At 62.7% G+C, this 15,946-nt stretch carries 20 protein-coding genes; 19 read left to right on the forward strand and 1 reads right to left on the reverse strand.

The features are described 5' to 3' along the window. From hisD to tatC, 14 genes are all read left to right on the forward strand, one after another. Window positions 1-1,323 carry a histidinol dehydrogenase gene (gene hisD / locus ACEN8U_RS15590; RefSeq protein ID WP_015003875.1) on the forward strand — a complete coding sequence of 441 codons (1,323 nt, stop codon included), beginning with the start codon at window positions 1-3 and terminating at the stop codon, window positions 1,321-1,323. Between the two features lie 142 nt (window positions 1,324-1,465). Next, window positions 1,466-2,536, forward strand: coding sequence for a histidinol-phosphate transaminase (hisC, locus tag ACEN8U_RS15595; protein ID WP_015003874.1), 1,071 nt, complete (start codon window positions 1,466-1,468; stop codon window positions 2,534-2,536). Window positions 2,537-2,599: 63 nt separating this feature from the next. Next, on the forward strand, window positions 2,600-3,187 hold the full coding sequence (hisB, locus tag ACEN8U_RS15600) for an imidazoleglycerol-phosphate dehydratase HisB (RefSeq protein WP_015003873.1): 588 nt from the start codon (window positions 2,600-2,602) through the stop codon (window positions 3,185-3,187). A gap of 52 nt (window positions 3,188-3,239) precedes the next feature. Next, entirely contained in the window at window positions 3,240-3,860 is a 621-nt protein-coding gene (locus ACEN8U_RS15605; protein WP_013589773.1) for a YchE family NAAT transporter, read from the forward strand. Next, window positions 3,857-4,498: an imidazole glycerol phosphate synthase subunit HisH gene (gene hisH / locus ACEN8U_RS15610; protein WP_013589772.1), complete on the forward strand. Its 642-nt coding sequence runs from the start codon at window positions 3,857-3,859 to the stop codon at window positions 4,496-4,498. Before ACEN8U_RS15605 ends, hisH begins: the two co-directional genes overlap by 4 nt. 213 nt (window positions 4,499-4,711) lie before the next feature. Then, window positions 4,712-5,464 (forward strand): 1-(5-phosphoribosyl)-5-[(5-phosphoribosylamino)methylideneamino]imidazole-4-carboxamide isomerase, encoded by a 753-nt coding sequence (gene hisA, locus ACEN8U_RS15615; RefSeq protein ID WP_013589771.1) that lies wholly within the window; start codon window positions 4,712-4,714, stop codon window positions 5,462-5,464. A 128-nt stretch (window positions 5,465-5,592) separates the two neighbouring features. Continuing rightward, window positions 5,593-6,366, forward strand: coding sequence for an imidazole glycerol phosphate synthase subunit HisF (hisF, locus tag ACEN8U_RS15620; protein WP_013589770.1), 774 nt, complete (start codon window positions 5,593-5,595; stop codon window positions 6,364-6,366). 1 nt (window position 6,367) lies between these two features. Next, window positions 6,368-6,778, forward strand: coding sequence for a phosphoribosyl-AMP cyclohydrolase (hisI, locus tag ACEN8U_RS15625; protein WP_013589769.1), 411 nt, complete (start codon window positions 6,368-6,370; stop codon window positions 6,776-6,778). Continuing rightward, window positions 6,775-7,167: a phosphoribosyl-ATP diphosphatase gene (locus tag ACEN8U_RS15630; RefSeq protein WP_015003870.1), complete on the forward strand. Its 393-nt coding sequence runs from the start codon at window positions 6,775-6,777 to the stop codon at window positions 7,165-7,167. The genes hisI and ACEN8U_RS15630 overlap by 4 nt, the downstream gene beginning before the upstream one ends. A 124-nt stretch (window positions 7,168-7,291) precedes the next feature. Continuing rightward, a complete protein-coding gene (locus ACEN8U_RS15635; protein ID WP_015003869.1) occupies window positions 7,292-7,687 on the forward strand; it encodes a DUF4870 family protein in 396 nt (131 codons plus the stop codon). Window positions 7,688-7,775: 88 nt separating this feature from the next. After that, entirely contained in the window at window positions 7,776-8,141 is a 366-nt protein-coding gene (locus ACEN8U_RS15640) for a histidine triad nucleotide-binding protein (protein WP_013589766.1), read from the forward strand. Window positions 8,142-8,406: 265 nt separating this feature from the next. Then, on the forward strand, window positions 8,407-8,652 hold the full coding sequence (gene tatA / locus ACEN8U_RS15645) for a Sec-independent protein translocase subunit TatA (protein WP_013589765.1): 246 nt from the start codon (window positions 8,407-8,409) through the stop codon (window positions 8,650-8,652). Between the two features lie 39 nt (window positions 8,653-8,691). Further along, window positions 8,692-9,210, forward strand: a complete 519-nt coding sequence (gene tatB / locus ACEN8U_RS15650) for a Sec-independent protein translocase protein TatB (protein WP_013589764.1) — start codon at window positions 8,692-8,694, stop codon at window positions 9,208-9,210. A 34-nt stretch (window positions 9,211-9,244) separates the two neighbouring features. Further along, window positions 9,245-10,024, forward strand: coding sequence for a twin-arginine translocase subunit TatC (gene tatC / locus ACEN8U_RS15655; protein ID WP_013589763.1), 780 nt, complete (start codon window positions 9,245-9,247; stop codon window positions 10,022-10,024). Between the two features lie 180 nt (window positions 10,025-10,204). On the opposite strand, the gene ACEN8U_RS15660 is transcribed toward tatC, so the two are convergent. Then, window positions 10,205-11,422 (reverse strand): Do family serine endopeptidase, encoded by a 1,218-nt coding sequence (locus ACEN8U_RS15660; RefSeq protein WP_013589762.1) that lies wholly within the window; start codon window positions 11,420-11,422, stop codon window positions 10,205-10,207. A 19-nt stretch (window positions 11,423-11,441) separates the two neighbouring features. Between ACEN8U_RS15660 and ACEN8U_RS15665 the strand changes: the two genes are divergently transcribed. The 5 genes from ACEN8U_RS15665 (at window position 11,442) to ACEN8U_RS15685 (ending at window position 15,904) form a co-directional block, all read left to right on the forward strand. Beyond that, window positions 11,442-12,188: a Nif3-like dinuclear metal center hexameric protein gene (locus ACEN8U_RS15665; RefSeq protein ID WP_015003866.1), complete on the forward strand. Its 747-nt coding sequence runs from the start codon at window positions 11,442-11,444 to the stop codon at window positions 12,186-12,188. A 229-nt stretch (window positions 12,189-12,417) separates the two neighbouring features. Then, window positions 12,418-13,038 carry a ubiquinol-cytochrome c reductase iron-sulfur subunit gene (petA, locus tag ACEN8U_RS15670; protein ID WP_013589760.1) on the forward strand — a complete coding sequence of 207 codons (621 nt, stop codon included), beginning with the start codon at window positions 12,418-12,420 and terminating at the stop codon, window positions 13,036-13,038. Next, window positions 13,038-14,417: a cytochrome b gene (locus ACEN8U_RS15675; protein ID WP_013589759.1), complete on the forward strand. Its 1,380-nt coding sequence runs from the start codon at window positions 13,038-13,040 to the stop codon at window positions 14,415-14,417. The genes petA and ACEN8U_RS15675 overlap by 1 nt, the downstream gene beginning before the upstream one ends. A 23-nt stretch (window positions 14,418-14,440) precedes the next feature. Next, complete coding sequence (locus tag ACEN8U_RS15680; RefSeq protein ID WP_013589758.1) at window positions 14,441-15,196, forward strand: cytochrome c1; 756 nt, start codon at window positions 14,441-14,443, stop codon at window positions 15,194-15,196. Window positions 15,197-15,292: 96 nt separating this feature from the next. After that, window positions 15,293-15,904 carry a glutathione S-transferase N-terminal domain-containing protein gene (locus tag ACEN8U_RS15685; RefSeq protein ID WP_006052302.1) on the forward strand — a complete coding sequence of 204 codons (612 nt, stop codon included), beginning with the start codon at window positions 15,293-15,295 and terminating at the stop codon, window positions 15,902-15,904. Window positions 15,905-15,946: the final 42 nt, after the last annotated feature.

Genomic DNA, 15,946 nt, shown 5'->3' on the forward strand with positions numbered 1-15,946 from the left:
ATGTCTATCAAGATTCGCAAACTCGATTCCACCGCTCCCGACTTCCAGAAGTCGCTGCACGCGGTGCTCGCGTTCGAGGCGAGCGAAGACGAAGCAATCGAGCGCTCGGTCGCGCAGATCCTGAACGACGTGAAGGCGCGCGGCGACGCGGCGGTGCTGGAATACACGAACCGCTTCGACCGGCTGGACGCGCCGAGCGTCGGCGCGCTGGAGTTGCCGATTTCGGAGCTGGAAGCGGCGCTGGAAGGCCTCGAGCCGAAGCGGCGCGCGTCGCTCGAAGCCGCGGCGGCGCGCGTGCGCGGCTATCACGAGAAACAGAAGATCGAGTGCGGCAGTCACAGTTGGCAATACACGGAAGCCGACGGCACCGTGCTCGGCCAGAAGGTCACGCCGCTCGATCGGGCGGGCATCTACGTGCCGGGCGGCAAGGCGGCGTATCCGTCGTCGGTGTTGATGAATGCGATTCCGGCTCGCGTGGCCGGCGTGCGCGAAATCGTCATGGTCGTGCCCACGCCTGACGGCGTGAAGAATCCGCTGGTGCTGGCGGCCGCACTGCTCGGCGGCGTGGATCGCGTGTTCACCATTGGCGGCGCGCAGGCTGTCGGCGCGCTCGCGTACGGCACCGAGACCGTGCCGGCTGTCGACAAGATCTGCGGCCCGGGCAACGCGTATGTGGCGTCGGCCAAGCGCCGCGTGTTCGGCACGGTCGGCATCGACATGATTGCGGGGCCGTCGGAAATTCTCGTGCTCTGCGACGGCACGACCGATCCGCGCTGGGTCGCCATGGACCTGTTCTCGCAAGCCGAGCACGACGAACTCGCGCAGTCCATTTTGCTATGTCCGGACGACGCGTTCATTGGCCGCGTGCAGGATGCGATCAACGAACTGCTGCCCACCATGCCGCGCCGCGATGTGATTCAGGCGTCGCTCGAAGGGCGCGGCGCGCTCGTCAAGGTGCGCGACATGGCTGAAGCCTGCGCGATCGCCAACGACATCGCGCCGGAGCACCTTGAGATTTCGGCGCTGGAGCCGCATCAGTGGGGCCAGCTGATCCGCCACGCGGGTGCCATCTTCCTCGGCCGCTACACGAGCGAGAGTCTCGGCGACTACTGCGCGGGGCCGAACCACGTGCTGCCTACGTCGCGCACGGCACGGTTCTCGTCGCCGCTCGGCGTCTATGATTTCTTCAAGCGCTCGAGCGTGATCGAAGTGAGCGCGGAAGGCGCGCAGACGCTCGGCGAAATCGCCGCCGAACTGGCTTACGGCGAAGGTTTGCAGGCGCACGCTCGCAGCGCGGAATACCGGATGCGGCAAGGCGGCTGAGCCGAGGAGCCGGCGCGGGCGCCGGCGGCCTGGCCCACACAATACAGACCAACCCGGCGCGGCAAGCCGCCGCGCCACGAGGCGTGTCCGAAGCGTGCATGCTCGACACGCATTCGGCGCACGCGGCCGAGCCCACTGACTTATGACGACACCTCAAGACATTATCCGCCCCGACGTGCTCGCGATGACGAGCTATCCGGTACCGGACGCCACGGGCTACATCAAGCTCGACGCGATGGAAAATCCCTTTGCGCTGCCGCCGGTGCTGGCCGCGCATCTCGGCGAGCATCTGGCCGGTGTCGCGCTGAATCGCTACCCGGCGCCGCGCCCGGAAGCGCTCATCGAGAAGATCAAGCGTGTGATGGGCGTGCCGGCCGGCTGCGACGTGCTGCTCGGCAACGGCTCGGACGAGATCATCAGCATGCTCTCGGTGGCGTGCGCGAAGCCGGGCGCCAAGGTGCTCGCGCCGGTGCCGGGTTTCGTCATGTATCAGATGTCGGCGAAGCTCGCGAATCTCGAATTTGTCGGCGTGCCGCTCAAGGCGGATTTCACGCTCGACACCGAAGCCCTGCTCGCGGCCATCGCGGAACACGAGCCCGCGGTGATCTATCTTGCCTATCCGAACAATCCTACCGGCACCTTGTTCGACGACGCCGATATGGAGCGCATCATCGCCGCCGCGACGAAGAGCCTTGTGGTGATCGACGAGGCGTATCAGCCGTTCGCCCAGAAAAGCTGGCTGCCGCGCGCCGACGCGTTCGACAACGTCGTCGTGATGCGCACGGTGTCGAAGCTCGGTCTGGCCGGCATTCGCCTTGGCTACCTCGTCGGCAAGCCCGCGTGGCTCACCGAGCTGGACAAGGTGCGCCCGCCGTACAACACCAACGTGCTCACTCAGGCGGCGGCGGATTTCCTGCTCGATCACGTCGACGTGCTGGACTCGCAGGCGGCGAAATTGCGCGACGAACGCGCCAAACTGGCCGACGCCGTCGCGCAATTGCCGGGCGCCGAAGTGTTTCCGAGCGCCGGCAACTTCCTGCTCGTGCGCGTGCCGGACGCCTCCATTCTGTTCGAAACCCTGCTGACGGCGCGGGTTCTGGTCAAAAACGTGAGTAAAATGCACCCATTGCTGGCGAATTGCGTGCGTTTGACCGTCGGTTCTCCCGAGGAAAACGTCCAGTTGCTCGCCGCGTTAAAGCTCGTATTGCATTAAACGGCGGCTTGCCGCTTCCCTCCCACACTACTATCGCTTTGTAGCCAGATTCGAGGAATTACCATGCGCCTTGCGGAAGTCGTTCGCAACACCAGCGAAACGCAGATCCGTGTCAAGATCAACCTGGACGGCACCGGTCAGCAGAAGCTGGCCACGGGCGTGCCGTTTCTCGACCACATGCTCGACCAGATTGCGCGGCATGGTCTTTTCGATCTCGACATCGAAGCGCATGGCGACCTGCATATCGACGACCACCATACGGTCGAAGACACCGGCATCACGCTCGGCCAGGCAGTGGCAAAGGCGATCGGCGACCGCAAGGGCATTCGCCGCTACGGGCATTCGTATGTGCCGCTCGACGAGGCGCTGTCGCGCGTCGTGATCGACTTCTCGGGCCGTCCGGGGCTCGAATTCCACGTGCCGTTCACGCGTGCGCGCATCGGCACGTTCGACGTCGACCTGTCCATCGAATTTTTCCGCGGCTTCGTGAACCACGCGGGCGTGACGCTGCACATCGACAATTTGCGCGGCCTCAACGCTCACCATCAGCTGGAAACGGTGTTCAAGGCGTTTGGCCGCGCGCTGCGCATGGCCGTCGAACTCGACGAACGCGCAGCGGGCCAGATTCCGTCGACCAAGGGCAGCCTTTAAGCGACTCTTACTTACCCGGACCGGTACGCGCACGGCGCGCGCCCGGTGTGCAATGGACATTCTGAAGTCGTTTATTTCGCTGCTCGCGCTGATCAATCCGGTCGGCGCCATTCCGTTCTTCATGAGTCTGACGGCGAATCAGAGCGACGCCGAACGGCGCAGAACCATCCGGATCGCGGCGATTTCGGTGTTCTGCGTGATCGCGGTGACCACGCTGCTCGGGCAGCAGATCATCAGCTTCTTCGGCATTTCGGTCGGCTCGCTCGAAGTGGGCGGCGGCATCATCATGCTGCTGATGGCGATCAACATGCTGAACGCGCAGATCGGCAATAGCCGGTCCACGCCCGAAGAGCGCGACGAGGCGGAGCAGAAGGACAACATCGCGGTCGTGCCGCTGGCCATTCCGCTCCTGACCGGCCCCGGCGCGATCAGCACCACGATCATCTACGCGGCCGGCTCGCCGCACTGGTACGACCGCATTGGGCTGATCGTGATCGGTGCGGTGCTGGCGGCGATCTGCTTTTTTTCGCTGCGCCTTGCCGAACCGATTGCGCGCTGGGTCGGTCGCACCGGTATCAACATCGGCACGCGGCTCATGGGTTTGATGTTGTCGGCGCTGGCGGTGGAATTCATCGTCGATGGATTGAAGGCTTTGCTGCCTAACTTGAAATGAAAACTTCGATAGCGATTGTGGATTACGGAATGGGCAACCTGCGCTCGGTGGCGCAGGCGTTGCGCAAGGCCGCGCCGGAAGCGGACGTGGCTATCGTCGACCAGCCGGAAGCGATCCGCGCGGCCGACCGCGTGGTGCTGCCCGGCCAGGGCGCAATGCCCGACTGCATGCGCAGTCTCGCCGAGTCCGGCCTGCAGGAAGCGGTCGTCGAAGCGTCGCGCGTGAAGCCGCTGATGGGCGTGTGCGTCGGCGAGCAGATGCTGTTCGACTGGAGCGCCGAGGGCGACACGCCGGGCTTGGGCCTTCTGCCGGGCAAGGTGCTGCGCTTCGATCTGGAAGGCCAGGTGCAGGACGACGGTTCGCGCTTCAAGGTGCCGCAAATGGGCTGGAACCGCGTGCATCAGACGCAGCGGCATCCGCTGTGGGACGGCGTCGCGGACAATGCGTTCTTCTACTTCGTGCACAGCTATTACGTGGTGCCGGACAATGCGGCGCACACCTCGGGCGAGACCGTGTACGGCGTGCCCTTTACCTCGGCGGTAGCGCGGGATAACATCTTCGCCACCCAATTTCACCCGGAAAAGAGCGCCGAAGCGGGGCTGCGCGTGTATCGTAATTTCGTGCACTGGAACCCGTGAGCGCCTTTCTTCGCCCTGTCGGCGAGCGCCGTCCGCCACCCGCGGGGCCGTCGCCGTGCGCCGCTGCGGCCGTATGCCGATTCCGCCTTGCGCCGCCCGCGCGCAAGGGCGTCGAAAGAGTTGTACTAAACTAGCGAGACGGCGTTCCGGCGCGCTGGCTCTCCAGCCGCTGCCGCCGACCTTCAACCCCTTCCCAGACAACACCCGATTGCTATGCTGCTGATCCCCGCCATCGACCTGAAAGACGGTCAGTGTGTACGCCTCAAACAGGGCGATATGGACCAGGCGACGATATTCTCCGAGGAACCGGCGGCGATGGCCCGACATTGGGTCGAACGCGGCGCGCGGCGTCTCCACCTCGTCGATCTGAACGGCGCGTTCGCCGGCAAGCCGAGGAACGAAGACGCGATCCGAGCGATCATCCAGGAAGTGGGCGGCGAGATTCCCGTGCAGCTGGGCGGCGGTATCCGCGACCTGAATACTATCGAGCGTTATCTCGACGACGGCCTTGAGTACGTGATCATCGGTACGGCGGCGGTGAAGAATCCGGGCTTTTTGCAGGACGCCTGCACGGCGTTCGGCGGCCATATCATCGTCGGGCTGGACGCGAAAGACGGCAAAGTCGCCACCGACGGCTGGAGCAAGCTGACGGGCCACGAAGTGGCCGATCTCGCGCGCAAGTTCGAGGATTACGGCTGCGAATCGATCATTTACACGGACATCGGCCGCGACGGCATGCTTCAGGGCATCAACATCGAGGCGACGGTGCGCCTTGCGCGCGCGGTGAAGATTCCTGTGATCGCGAGCGGCGGCCTGTCGAATCTGGCCGACATCGAATCGCTGTGCGAAGTCGAAGACGAAGGCATTGAAGGCGTGATTTGCGGCCGCGCCATCTATTCGGGCGACCTCGACTTCGCGGCGGCGCAAACCCTCGCGGACCGGCTGCGCGAATCGGACGACGCGTGAGCGCGCGTCGGACGCGCGGCGCATAGGCGGGCGGGGCGGCGCCTTCGGGCAGCCCCCGGCACACCACCGCTCGCATTCTCACTTGAAGCGAGCGGCCTCATCAGCAGTATTGGCAGATTTGCACGATCATGGCTCTAGCTAAACGCATCATTCCCTGTCTCGACGTCACCGCTGGCCGTGTGGTCAAGGGCGTCAACTTCGTCGAACTGCGCGACGCGGGCGATCCCGTCGAAATCGCGCGCCGTTACGACGATCAGGGCGCGGACGAACTCACTTTTCTCGACATCACCGCGACTTCCGACCAGCGCGACCTGATCCTCCCGATCATCGAGGCGGTCGCCTCGCAAGTATTCATTCCGCTGACGGTCGGCGGCGGCGTGCGCGCCGTCGAAGACGTGCGGCGCCTGCTCAATGCGGGCGCGGACAAGATCAGCATGAACTCGTCGGCGGTCGCGAATCCGCAGCTCGTGAAGGACGCGACGGACAAATACGGCTCGCAATGCATCGTCGTCGCGATTGACGCGAAGCGCGTGTCCGCGGACGGCGAGCCGCCGCGCTGGGAAGTCTTCACCCATGGCGGGCGCAAGGCGACCGGCCTCGAGGCCGTCGAGTGGGCGCGCAAGATGGCCGAGCTCGGCGCGGGCGAAATCCTGCTGACCAGCATGGACCGCGACGGCACGAAAAGCGGCTTCGACCTGGCGCTCACGCGCGCGGTGTCCGACGCGGTGCCGATTCCGGTGATCGCCTCCGGCGGCGTCGGCAATCTGCAGCATCTCGCCGACGGCATCAAGAGCGGCCACGCGGACGCCGTGCTCGCCGCGAGCATTTTCCACTACGGCGAACACACAGTCGGCGAGGCCAAGCGCTTCATGGCCGACCAGGGCATTTCGGTGAGGTTGTGACGTGGTGAATCCAACGGCAGTCAATTGGCTCGACAAGGTCAAGTGGGACGCGAACGGACTCGTGCCGGTTATCGCGCAGGAGGCGTCGACGAACGACGTGCTGATGTTCGCGTGGATGAACCGCGAGGCGCTCGCGAAAACCATCGAGCTCGGCCGCGCGGTGTACTTTTCGCGTTCGCGCCAGCGCCTGTGGTTCAAGGGCGAGGAATCCGGCCACGTGCAGCACGTGCATGAAGTGCGGCTCGATTGCGACGAAGACGTCGTGCTGCTGAAAGTCGAGCAGGTGTCCGGCATTGCCTGCCACACCGGCCGCCACTCGTGCTTTTTCCAGAAATTCGAAGGCACCGTGCAGGATGGCGACTGGATCGCCGTCGATCCGGTGTTGAAAGACCCCGAACACATCTACAAATGACGCAGACCACCCAAGCCGCAGTCGCCACGCCGTCCACGACCGATACGTTGATGCGCCTCGCGGCGATTATCGACAGCCGCAAGGGCGGCGATCCGGACGTGTCGTACGTGTCGCGCCTCTTTCACAAGGGCGACGACGCGGTGCTCAAGAAAATCGGCGAAGAGGCCACCGAAGTCGTGCTGGCCGCCAAGGACACGCGTCACGGCGGCGAGACGAAGGCGCTGGTCGGCGAGGTCGCGGACCTGTGGTTCCATTGCCTCGTCATGCTGTCGCACTACGATCTGAGCCCGGCCGACGTGCTCGCCGAACTGGAGCGCCGCGAAGGCATGTCGGGCATCGAGGAAAAGGCGCTGCGCAAAAGCCGCGAGCGCGAGAAGAACGGCGACTGAGCCTGCAGTTTTCGCCGGTGCGATTTTTTGGCGCGGATTGGCCCGCTGCCGCTTGAAGTGGCGGGCGCCGGCGCCCACATTGCAGTGAACGCAGCCGGACAACCCATCCTCGGGAGGATGCAGCATGGAACAGTCGCACGAGAGCTATCCGCCGCCGGCTTACCGCCACGCCATGGAGCCGGAGCGGGAACGCAGCCTGCGCACGCTGACGCATGTGCTGTACGCGCTGTATGCGGTTCACTGGCTGACGGGCGGTTTGACGATTCTCGTCGCCATCATCATCAATTATGTGAAGCGCGCGGACGCGGCGGGCACGCCGTACGAGCCGCACTTCGAGTGGCAGATCCGCACGTTCTGGATCGGTTTGCTGGGTTATGCGATCGGCGGGCTGCTGATCTTCGTCGTGATCGGCATTCCCTTGCTGTGGGCCGTCAGCATCTGGATGTTGTACCGTATTATCAAAGGCTGGCTGTATCTGTACGATAACAAGCCGCTTGCGAATCCGCGCGCGTGGTTCTGAATTCGTCCGATGTTTCGGGCGTCGGCGCGGTTCGCTGCGCCGTCTCAGATCACGGTTCGCGCTTTAGCCATACCGCGTCAGGAATACGATGAGTCACGACCCGAATTGCCTCTTCTGCAAGATCGCCGCCGGCGAGATCCCGTCGACCAAAGTCCATGAAGATGAAGAGTTTCTGGCCTTCCGCGACATCCGTCCGGCAGCCGAGACCCACGTGCTGGTCATTCCGCGCAAGCATATCCCCACGCTCAGCAGTTGCACCGAAAGCGACGCGCCGCTGCTTGGTAGAATGCTTGTTTTGACCGCGCGTCTGGCGGATCAATTGGGCGTGGCGTACACCGGTGGCGAAACCGGCTTCCGCACGGTCATTAATACCGGTCCGGGCGGCGGGCAAGAGGTGTATCACCTGCACGCGCATATTCTCGCGGGGCCGCGTCCCTGGCAGCGCATGGGTTGATACGGCGAGCGCGACGTGTGTGTCCCAGCCATCACGCGAATCGGCCGGCGGGCAAGCATCATTTTTGCGCGCTTGTAATTTTGGCGACGCGATTGCCTGGTCACAATACACGCCGGCCGTGGCGCTTCGCCGCCGGTGCAACGCATCGGCAAAGCACGCAACGCTGCTGTAAGGTAGAGATGAAGCGCGTGCGCTTCGATTCACGCCGCGAGGCAGACGAATTTTTGCCGCACCAGGTGCGGCGTCGGGGTTAAGGAGAGTAGTCATGGGTTCGTTGAGTATTTGGCATTGGTTGATCGTGTTGCTGATCGTCGCGCTGGTGTTCGGCACGAAAAAACTGCGCAACATCGGCGGCGATCTGGGCGGCGCGGTGAAGGGCTTCAAGGAAGGCATGCGCGAAAGCGAAACGCCGTCGTCGACAGATGCGCAGCAGCAGCGCGAACTGCCGCGCAACGGCGCCGTGGATGTGGAAGCCAAGGAAAAGACCCCGCGTTCGGGCGATTACCGCTAAGCCGCGGGCCAACCGCGTTACTGACGGACATTTCCCTCCATGCTGGACCTCGGTCTAACCAAGATGGCGCTGATCGGCGTCGTCGCGCTGGTCGTGCTCGGCCCTGAGCGGTTGCCGCGCGTCGCCCGCACGGCCGGCGCGCTGTTCGGCCGCGCGCAGCGCTATATCAACGACGTGAAGGCGGAAGTTACGCGGGAAATCGAACTCGACGAGTTGCGGCGTATGAAAACCGAGTTCGAGACGGCGGCGAGCAATGTCGAAACCGCCGTTCAGGAAAATCTGCGCAAGCACGAAGCCGAGTTGAACGACGCGTGGAACAGCGGGACGTCGGTGTCGCCGAGCATTGCCGGCGGCGCGCTGGAAGACGCCGGCAACGCGTCCTGGCCGAACAGCACACCGGCTGCGGCGCCCAAGCGCAAGAACTGGCGCGTCAAGCAGACCGCCATGCCCACCTGGTACAAACGCGCCACCACGCGCCGCACGCGCGTGCAGTCCGGGGCGGCGCGCGTCGCACGGCATACGCCTGCCAGCATGCGTCGTCCGACGCGGTTTTTCTGATGATCAGAACGACAATCTCTAACCGAGGGCCGGTGTGAGCGACCCCCAGCAAAGCCAGGACGAAGGCACTGAAGAGACCTTCATTTCCCACCTCGTTGAATTGCGCGATCGCATCATCCGTGCGGGTCTTGCCGTCATCGTGGTGTTTGTCGGGCTCGTGTATTGGGCGCCGGATATCTTCCGGCTGCTGGCGCGCCCGCTCATGAACAACCTGCCGAAAGACGGCAAGATGATTGTGACCGACGTCACCGGCTCGTTCTTCGTGCCGATGAAAGTGACCATGCTGGTCGCCTTCGTGATCGCGCTGCCTTTCGTGCTGTATCAGATCTGGGCGTTCGTCGCGCCGGGTCTCTATCAGCACGAGAAGAAGCTGGTCGGGCCGCTCGTCGGCAGCAGCTACACGCTGTTTCTGTGCGGCATGGCGTTCGCGTACTTCGTCGTGTTTCCCACCATCTTCCGCGTGATGGCGCATTACAACGCGCCGCTCGGCGCGGAGATGACGACGGATATCGACAATTACCTTAGCTTCGTGCTCACCATGTTCATTGCGTTCGGCGTGACCTTCGAGGTGCCGATTGTCGTCGTGCTGCTCGTGCGCATGAATGTGGTCACGCTCAAGAAGCTCAAGGAAGTGCGGCCGTATGTGATTGTCGGCGCGTTCGTGATTTCGGCTGTGGTCACGCCGCCGGACGTGTTTTCGCAACTCATTCTGGCCATTCCGCTGATCGTGCTCTATGAGGCGGGCATCATCGCGGCGCGGCTCATTGTCGGGAAACAACCGGCGGTGGTCGAAGAAGCGAGTCCGCCGGGCTAAGTCGAATCGACTGACGCGGTGGCGATGACGGTTAGTAGGTCGTGCAGCAAAACAAAAAGGGCAGTCCGCTTGATGTGGACTGCCCTTTTTTGCATTTCACGCTGCGGATTGGCGCCTTGCTTGTTGCATGCGGTGGTGCGCTCAGCCCGCGCGCTATCGCGCTCAGTCGCTCCGCCGCCCTTAACCTGCGTCGTCGTCCTGCTGGTCGCTGTCGTCGGCGGGCTGTTTCGGCGGCGGCGGGCGCTTGCCGATGATCACGTCGACATCCATCTCGTGGTTCTTGCGCACCAGGTGCACCTTCGCCGGCGTGCCCGGCTTGATCTGCGCGATGACGTTCAGGAGACGCGTGGTGTCGGTGATTTCCTGTCCGTTGACGCTCATCAGAATGTCGCCCGGCTTGATGCCCGCGCGGTCGGCGGGACCGTTCTTCAGCACGCCCGCCACGATCGCACCCGACTTTTGATCGAGCCCGAACGACTCCGCAATCTCCGGCGTCACGTCCTGCGGCTCGACGCCGATCCAGCCGCGCGTGACCGAGCCGGTGGTAATGATGCTCTCGAGCACGCTGCGCGCCGTCGACACCGGAATCGCGAAGCCGATGCCGAGCGAGCCGCCCGAGCGCGAGTAGATGGCGGTGTTGATGCCGAGCAGATTGCCGTTCACGTCGACGAGCGCGCCGCCCGAGTTGCCGGGATTGATTGCCGCGTCGGTCTGAATGAAGTTTTCGAAGGTATTGATGCCGAGATGATTGCGCCCGAGCGCGCTCACGATACCCATGGTGACCGTCTGCCCGACGCCGAACGGGTTGCCGATGGCGAGCACCACGTCGCCCACGCGCGTCTGCTCCATGCGGCCGAGCGTGATGGTGGGCAGGTTCGTCATGTTGACCTTGAGCACCGCCAGATCCGTTTCGGGATCGATGCCGATCACCTTGGCGTTCGTTGTGCGACCGTCGGCGAGCGCGATTTCGATCTGATCCGCGCCGTCGACCACGTGCTGGTTCGTTAGAATGTACCCTTCCGAACTCACTATCACTCCGGAGCCCAGGTTCGCGGCCGGCTGCTCGCGCTGCTTGCGGTTGTTGTTCTTGTCGCCGAAGAAGTAGCGGAACAGCGGGTCTTTCGCGCGCGGATCCGGCGGCAGCGAGCCGTCTTTGCTGGAAAACACATTGACGACCGCGGGCATGGCCTTCTGGGCGGCGTCCGCATAAGACGCCGTGGCGGGCCCGTTGCCGATGCCGGGCGCCACTTCCCGCAGCGCGACAATCGGTTCGGCAAGCTGCTTGCCGAATTGCCCTTGACGCTGAAGCCACTGCGGTTTGAGAGTCGCGATGATGAACATCAGCGCCAACAGCACAGTCACCGCTTGGGCGAAGAACAGCCAGAAGCGTCTAAGCATCTGAAGACTAGAGGTTTATATGGATCGGATCGAACTTGAATTGTACTTGAACAATCTTCTTGAAACCGCGCGCTTCAAGGACTATTGCCCGAACGGTCTGCAAGTCGAAGGGCGCCGCAAGGTCGGCAAACTCGCCACCGGCGTCACCGCGTCGGTCGCGTTTCTCGAAGCCGCGCTGGAGTGGGGCGCGGACGCCGTGCTGGTTCACCACGGCTACTTCTGGCGCAACGAGGCGCCGCAGATCACCGGCCGCAAGTACGCGCGCCTGAAGCTCCTCCTGGCGAACGACCTGAACCTGTTCGCCTATCACCTGCCGCTCGACGATCATCCCGAGTTCGGCAACAACGCGCAGATCGGCGCGAAGATGGGCTGGATCAGCGACGCGCGCTTCGGCGAAAACGACCTGGGCTGGCTCGCCACCTTCGCCATGCCAATCACACTCGCGCACTTCACCGCAGAGATCGAGCAGACGCTCGGCCGCACGCCGCTGGTGTTCGGCGACCCGGACCGCATGTTGCGCCGCGTCGCGTGGTGCACGGGCGCGGCGCAAGGCATGTTCGATGCGGCCATCAACGCCGGCGCGGACGTCTATCTGACGGGTGAGGTCTCGGAATCGGTCATGCACACGTCGGCGGAAAGCGGCGTCGCGTTTCTCGCGGCAGGGCATCACGCCACCGAGCGCTTCGGCGTGCAGGCGGTCGGCAAGCACCTGTCCGAACAGTTCGATATAGAGCACCTCTTTATCGATATCCCGAACCCCGTTTGAGGCGTCGGCATATCGAATACGCATTAGCGAAGAAAAAAGCTTGAATAACGGAGGGAGCACTTAAAAGCAGTGGTGAAAATGTTTGCGATCCGTACGGAGAAACCCTGAGTTATCAAAGGCTTCGCACGGTTTTTGGCAATCGGCCCTTGTAAATGGCGACTCCATTCGAGCAAACTAGCGGCGGTAGAAGCGACCTGAAGGAAAATCCAACTCAGAAGTGGGGCGTGTGATGCGAGACAAGGAAGATGAACGCGTCGACGGCAGCCGCCGTACCTGGCTGATAGCGACGACCGTAGCAGGTGGCATTGGAGGTGTTGCCACTGTCGTACCCTTTGTTAGTTCGTTTGCACCATCTGAAAAGGCCAAGGCAGCAGGAGCCCCGGTCGAAGTCGACATTAGCGATCTCAAGCCCGGCGACATGAAGACCGTGGCCTGGCGCGGCAAGCCGGTCTGGATCATCAACCGCACCGAGAAGATGCTCGCCGATGTCCAGAAAGCCGATAACGAAGTAGCCGATCCCCACTCGAAGAATCCGTTTTCGATGCCGTTGCCGGAGTACTGCAACAACGAATTCCGCTCGCGCACCGACCACAAGAATATTTTTGTCGCTGTTGCTGTGTGCACCCACCTTGGCTGCACGCCGACGCCGCGCTTCCAGGAGGGCGCGCAGCCCAATCTGCCGGACGACTGGCCAGGCGGTTTCCTGTGCCCGTGCCACGGCTCGACCTATGACATGGCCGGCCGCGTCTTCAAGAACAAACCTGCGCCGCAAAACCTCGACATCCCGCCTTATATGTTCACGTCGGCCAATGGGCTCGTGATCGGCAAGGACGAGAAAGGAGAAGCGTAATGGCGATCGAACACGAAGTAGAGACGACCGGGCTCGTCGGCTGGATCGACCGGCGCTTTCCCTTCACGTCGACCTGGAAAAAGCACGTTTCCGAGTACTACGCGCCGAAAAACTTCAACTTCTGGTACTTCTTCGGCTCGCTCGCGCTGCTGGTGCTCGTCAACCAGATTGTCACGGGCATCTTCCTCACCATGAACTACAAGCCCGACGCGACGCTGGCTTTCGCGTCGGTCGAGTACATCATGCGCGAGGTGCCGTGGGGCTGGCTGATCCGCTACATGCACTCCACGGGCGCGTCCATGTTCTTTGTGGTCGTGTACCTGCACATGTTCCGCGGGCTCATGTACGGCTCGTACCGCAAGCCGCGCGAACTCGTGTGGATTTTCGGCTGCGCGATTTTTCTGTGTCTGATGGCCGAGGCGTTTTTCGGCTACCTGCTGCCGTGGGGCCAGATGTCGTTCTGGGGGGCGCAGGTGATCGTGAACCTCTTTTCGGCGATTCCGTTCATCGGCCCGGATCTGTCGCTGTGGATTCGTGGCGACTATGTGGTGTCGGACGTCACACTGAACCGCTTCTTCGCGTTTCACGTGATCGCCATACCGCTCGTGCTGCTGGGGCTCGTGGTTGCGCACCTGGTCGCCCTGCATGAAGTCGGCTCGAACAATCCCGACGGCATCGAGATCAAGGCGAAGAAGGACCGCGACGGCATCCCGCTCGACGGCATTCCGTTTCACCCGTACTACTCGGTGCACGATTTCATGGGCGTATGCATCTTCCTGATGATCTTTGCGGCGATCATCTTCTTCGCGCCGGAAATGGGCGGGTATTTCCTCGAAGCGAACAACTTCGTGCCGGCAAATCCGCTGCAGACGCCGCCGGAAATCGCGCCGGTCTGGTACTTCACGGCCTTTTACGCGATGCTGCGTGCCACCACCGACCCGTTCAAGATCGTGCTGATGGTCGTGATCGCGCTGCTCGGCCTGCTCGCGCTCGTGCGCGCGCGCGGCAAGTGGAAGCTCGGCTTGCCGGTGCTCGCCGTGCTCGTGATTCTGGCGATGGCGTTCACCGAGTCGAAGTTCTGGGGCGTGGTGGTGATGGGCGGCGCGGTGATTTCGCTCTTCTTCCTGCCGTGGCTCGACCGCTCGCCCGTCAAGTCGATCCGCTACCGGCCGTTCTTTCACAAGGTGTTCTACGGGATCTTCGTGCTGGCCTTCCTGACGTTGGGCTTCCTCGGCACCAAACCCCCATCGCCGGCGGCCACGTTGATTGCGCAGGTGTGCGCGCTGATCTATTTTGCGTTTTTCCTCGGCATGCCGTTCTGGACGCGGCTTGGCACGTTCAAGCAACCGCCTGAGCGCGTGCGCTACAAGCCCCACTAATCGCGAGCGAGGAGAACACGAAGATGAAAAAGCTGCTTTCGACGTGCGCGCTGATCGGCGCGACACTGCTCGCGGTGCTGGCCGGCCCGGCTTTCGCGGACGAGAATATCCACCTCGACCACGCGCCGGATAACGCAGACAATTTCGCTTCTTTGCAGCACGGCGCGCAATTGTTTGTAAACTACTGCCTGAATTGCCACAGCGCGAACCTGATGCGCTACAACCGGCTGACCGACTTAGGCATCACGCCGAACGAAATTCAGTCGAACCTGCTCTTCACCACCGACAAGATCGGCAACACGATGACCGTGGCAATGCGCCCGGACGACGCGAAAGCCTGGTTCGGCGCAAGTCCGCCGGATCTGTCAGTGGAAGCGCGGGCGCGCGGCAAGGACTGGCTGTACACGTATTTGCGCAGTTTTTATCGCGACAATACGCGGCCGACCGGCTGGAACAATCTGGTGTATGAAAACGTGAGCATGCCTCACGTGCTGTGGCAGCTTCAGGGGCAACGTACCGCGAAGTTCGGTGACGAAGTCGACGAAAGAACAGGCGAAACGGTGCACAAATTTGTGGGCTTCCAGCAGGTCACTCCGGGGACGATGTCGCCGGTAGATTATGATTCTGCTGTGGCCGACCTTGTGTCGTATCTGTCCTGGATGTCCGAGCCGACGCAGAAAACCCGCAAGCAACTTGGCGTGTGGGTGCTGTTGTTCCTCGGTATTCTGAGCTTTTTCGCCTGGCGACTGAACGCCGCGTACTGGAAACATATCAAATAATCACGCCGCACCACGGCGTGGGGCCGGCGCCAGGAAAAACCTGCTGAACGGTTTTTCCGCGCGCTGGCCCTTCAGCTTTTTGAGGAAACGTAAATCATGATGGTTCTGTATTCCGGCACTACTTGCCCGTTCTCCCAGCGTTGCCGGCTGGTGTTGTTCGAAAAGGGCATGGACTTCGAGATCCGCGACGTCGACCTGTTTAACAAGCCGGAAGACATCGCCGTGATGAATCCGTATGGTCAAGTGCCGATCCTCGTCGAACGGGACCTGATTCTGTACGAATCGAACATCATCAACGAGTATATCGACGAGCGCTTCCCGCACCCGCAACTCATGCCGGCCGACCCGGTTCAGCGCGCCCGCGCGCGCCTGTTCCTGCTCAACTTCGAGAAGGAGCTGTTCGTCCACGTCGGCACGCTCGAAAACGAAAAGGGCAAGGCCGCCGAAAAGAACCACGAGAAAGCGCGCCTCGCGATTCGCGACCGCCTGACGCAACTCGCGCCGATCTTCCTGAAAAACAAATACATGCTCGGCGAAGAGTTCTCGATGCTCGACGTCGCGATCGCGCCGCTGCTGTGGCGTCTGGACCACTATGGCATCGAGCTGTCGAAGAACGCGGCGCCGCTCATGAAATACGCCGAGCGCATTTTCAGCCGTCCGGCTTATATCGAGGCGCTCACGCCTTCCGAAAAGGTGATGCGTCGTTGAGTTTGGCTTTGGGCGCAGGGCGCCACGCGGCTTGTCGCGCGC

Source organism: Paraburkholderia phenoliruptrix, from assembly GCF_047325075.1.
GTDB lineage: Bacteria > Pseudomonadota > Gammaproteobacteria > Burkholderiales > Burkholderiaceae > Paraburkholderia > Paraburkholderia phenoliruptrix.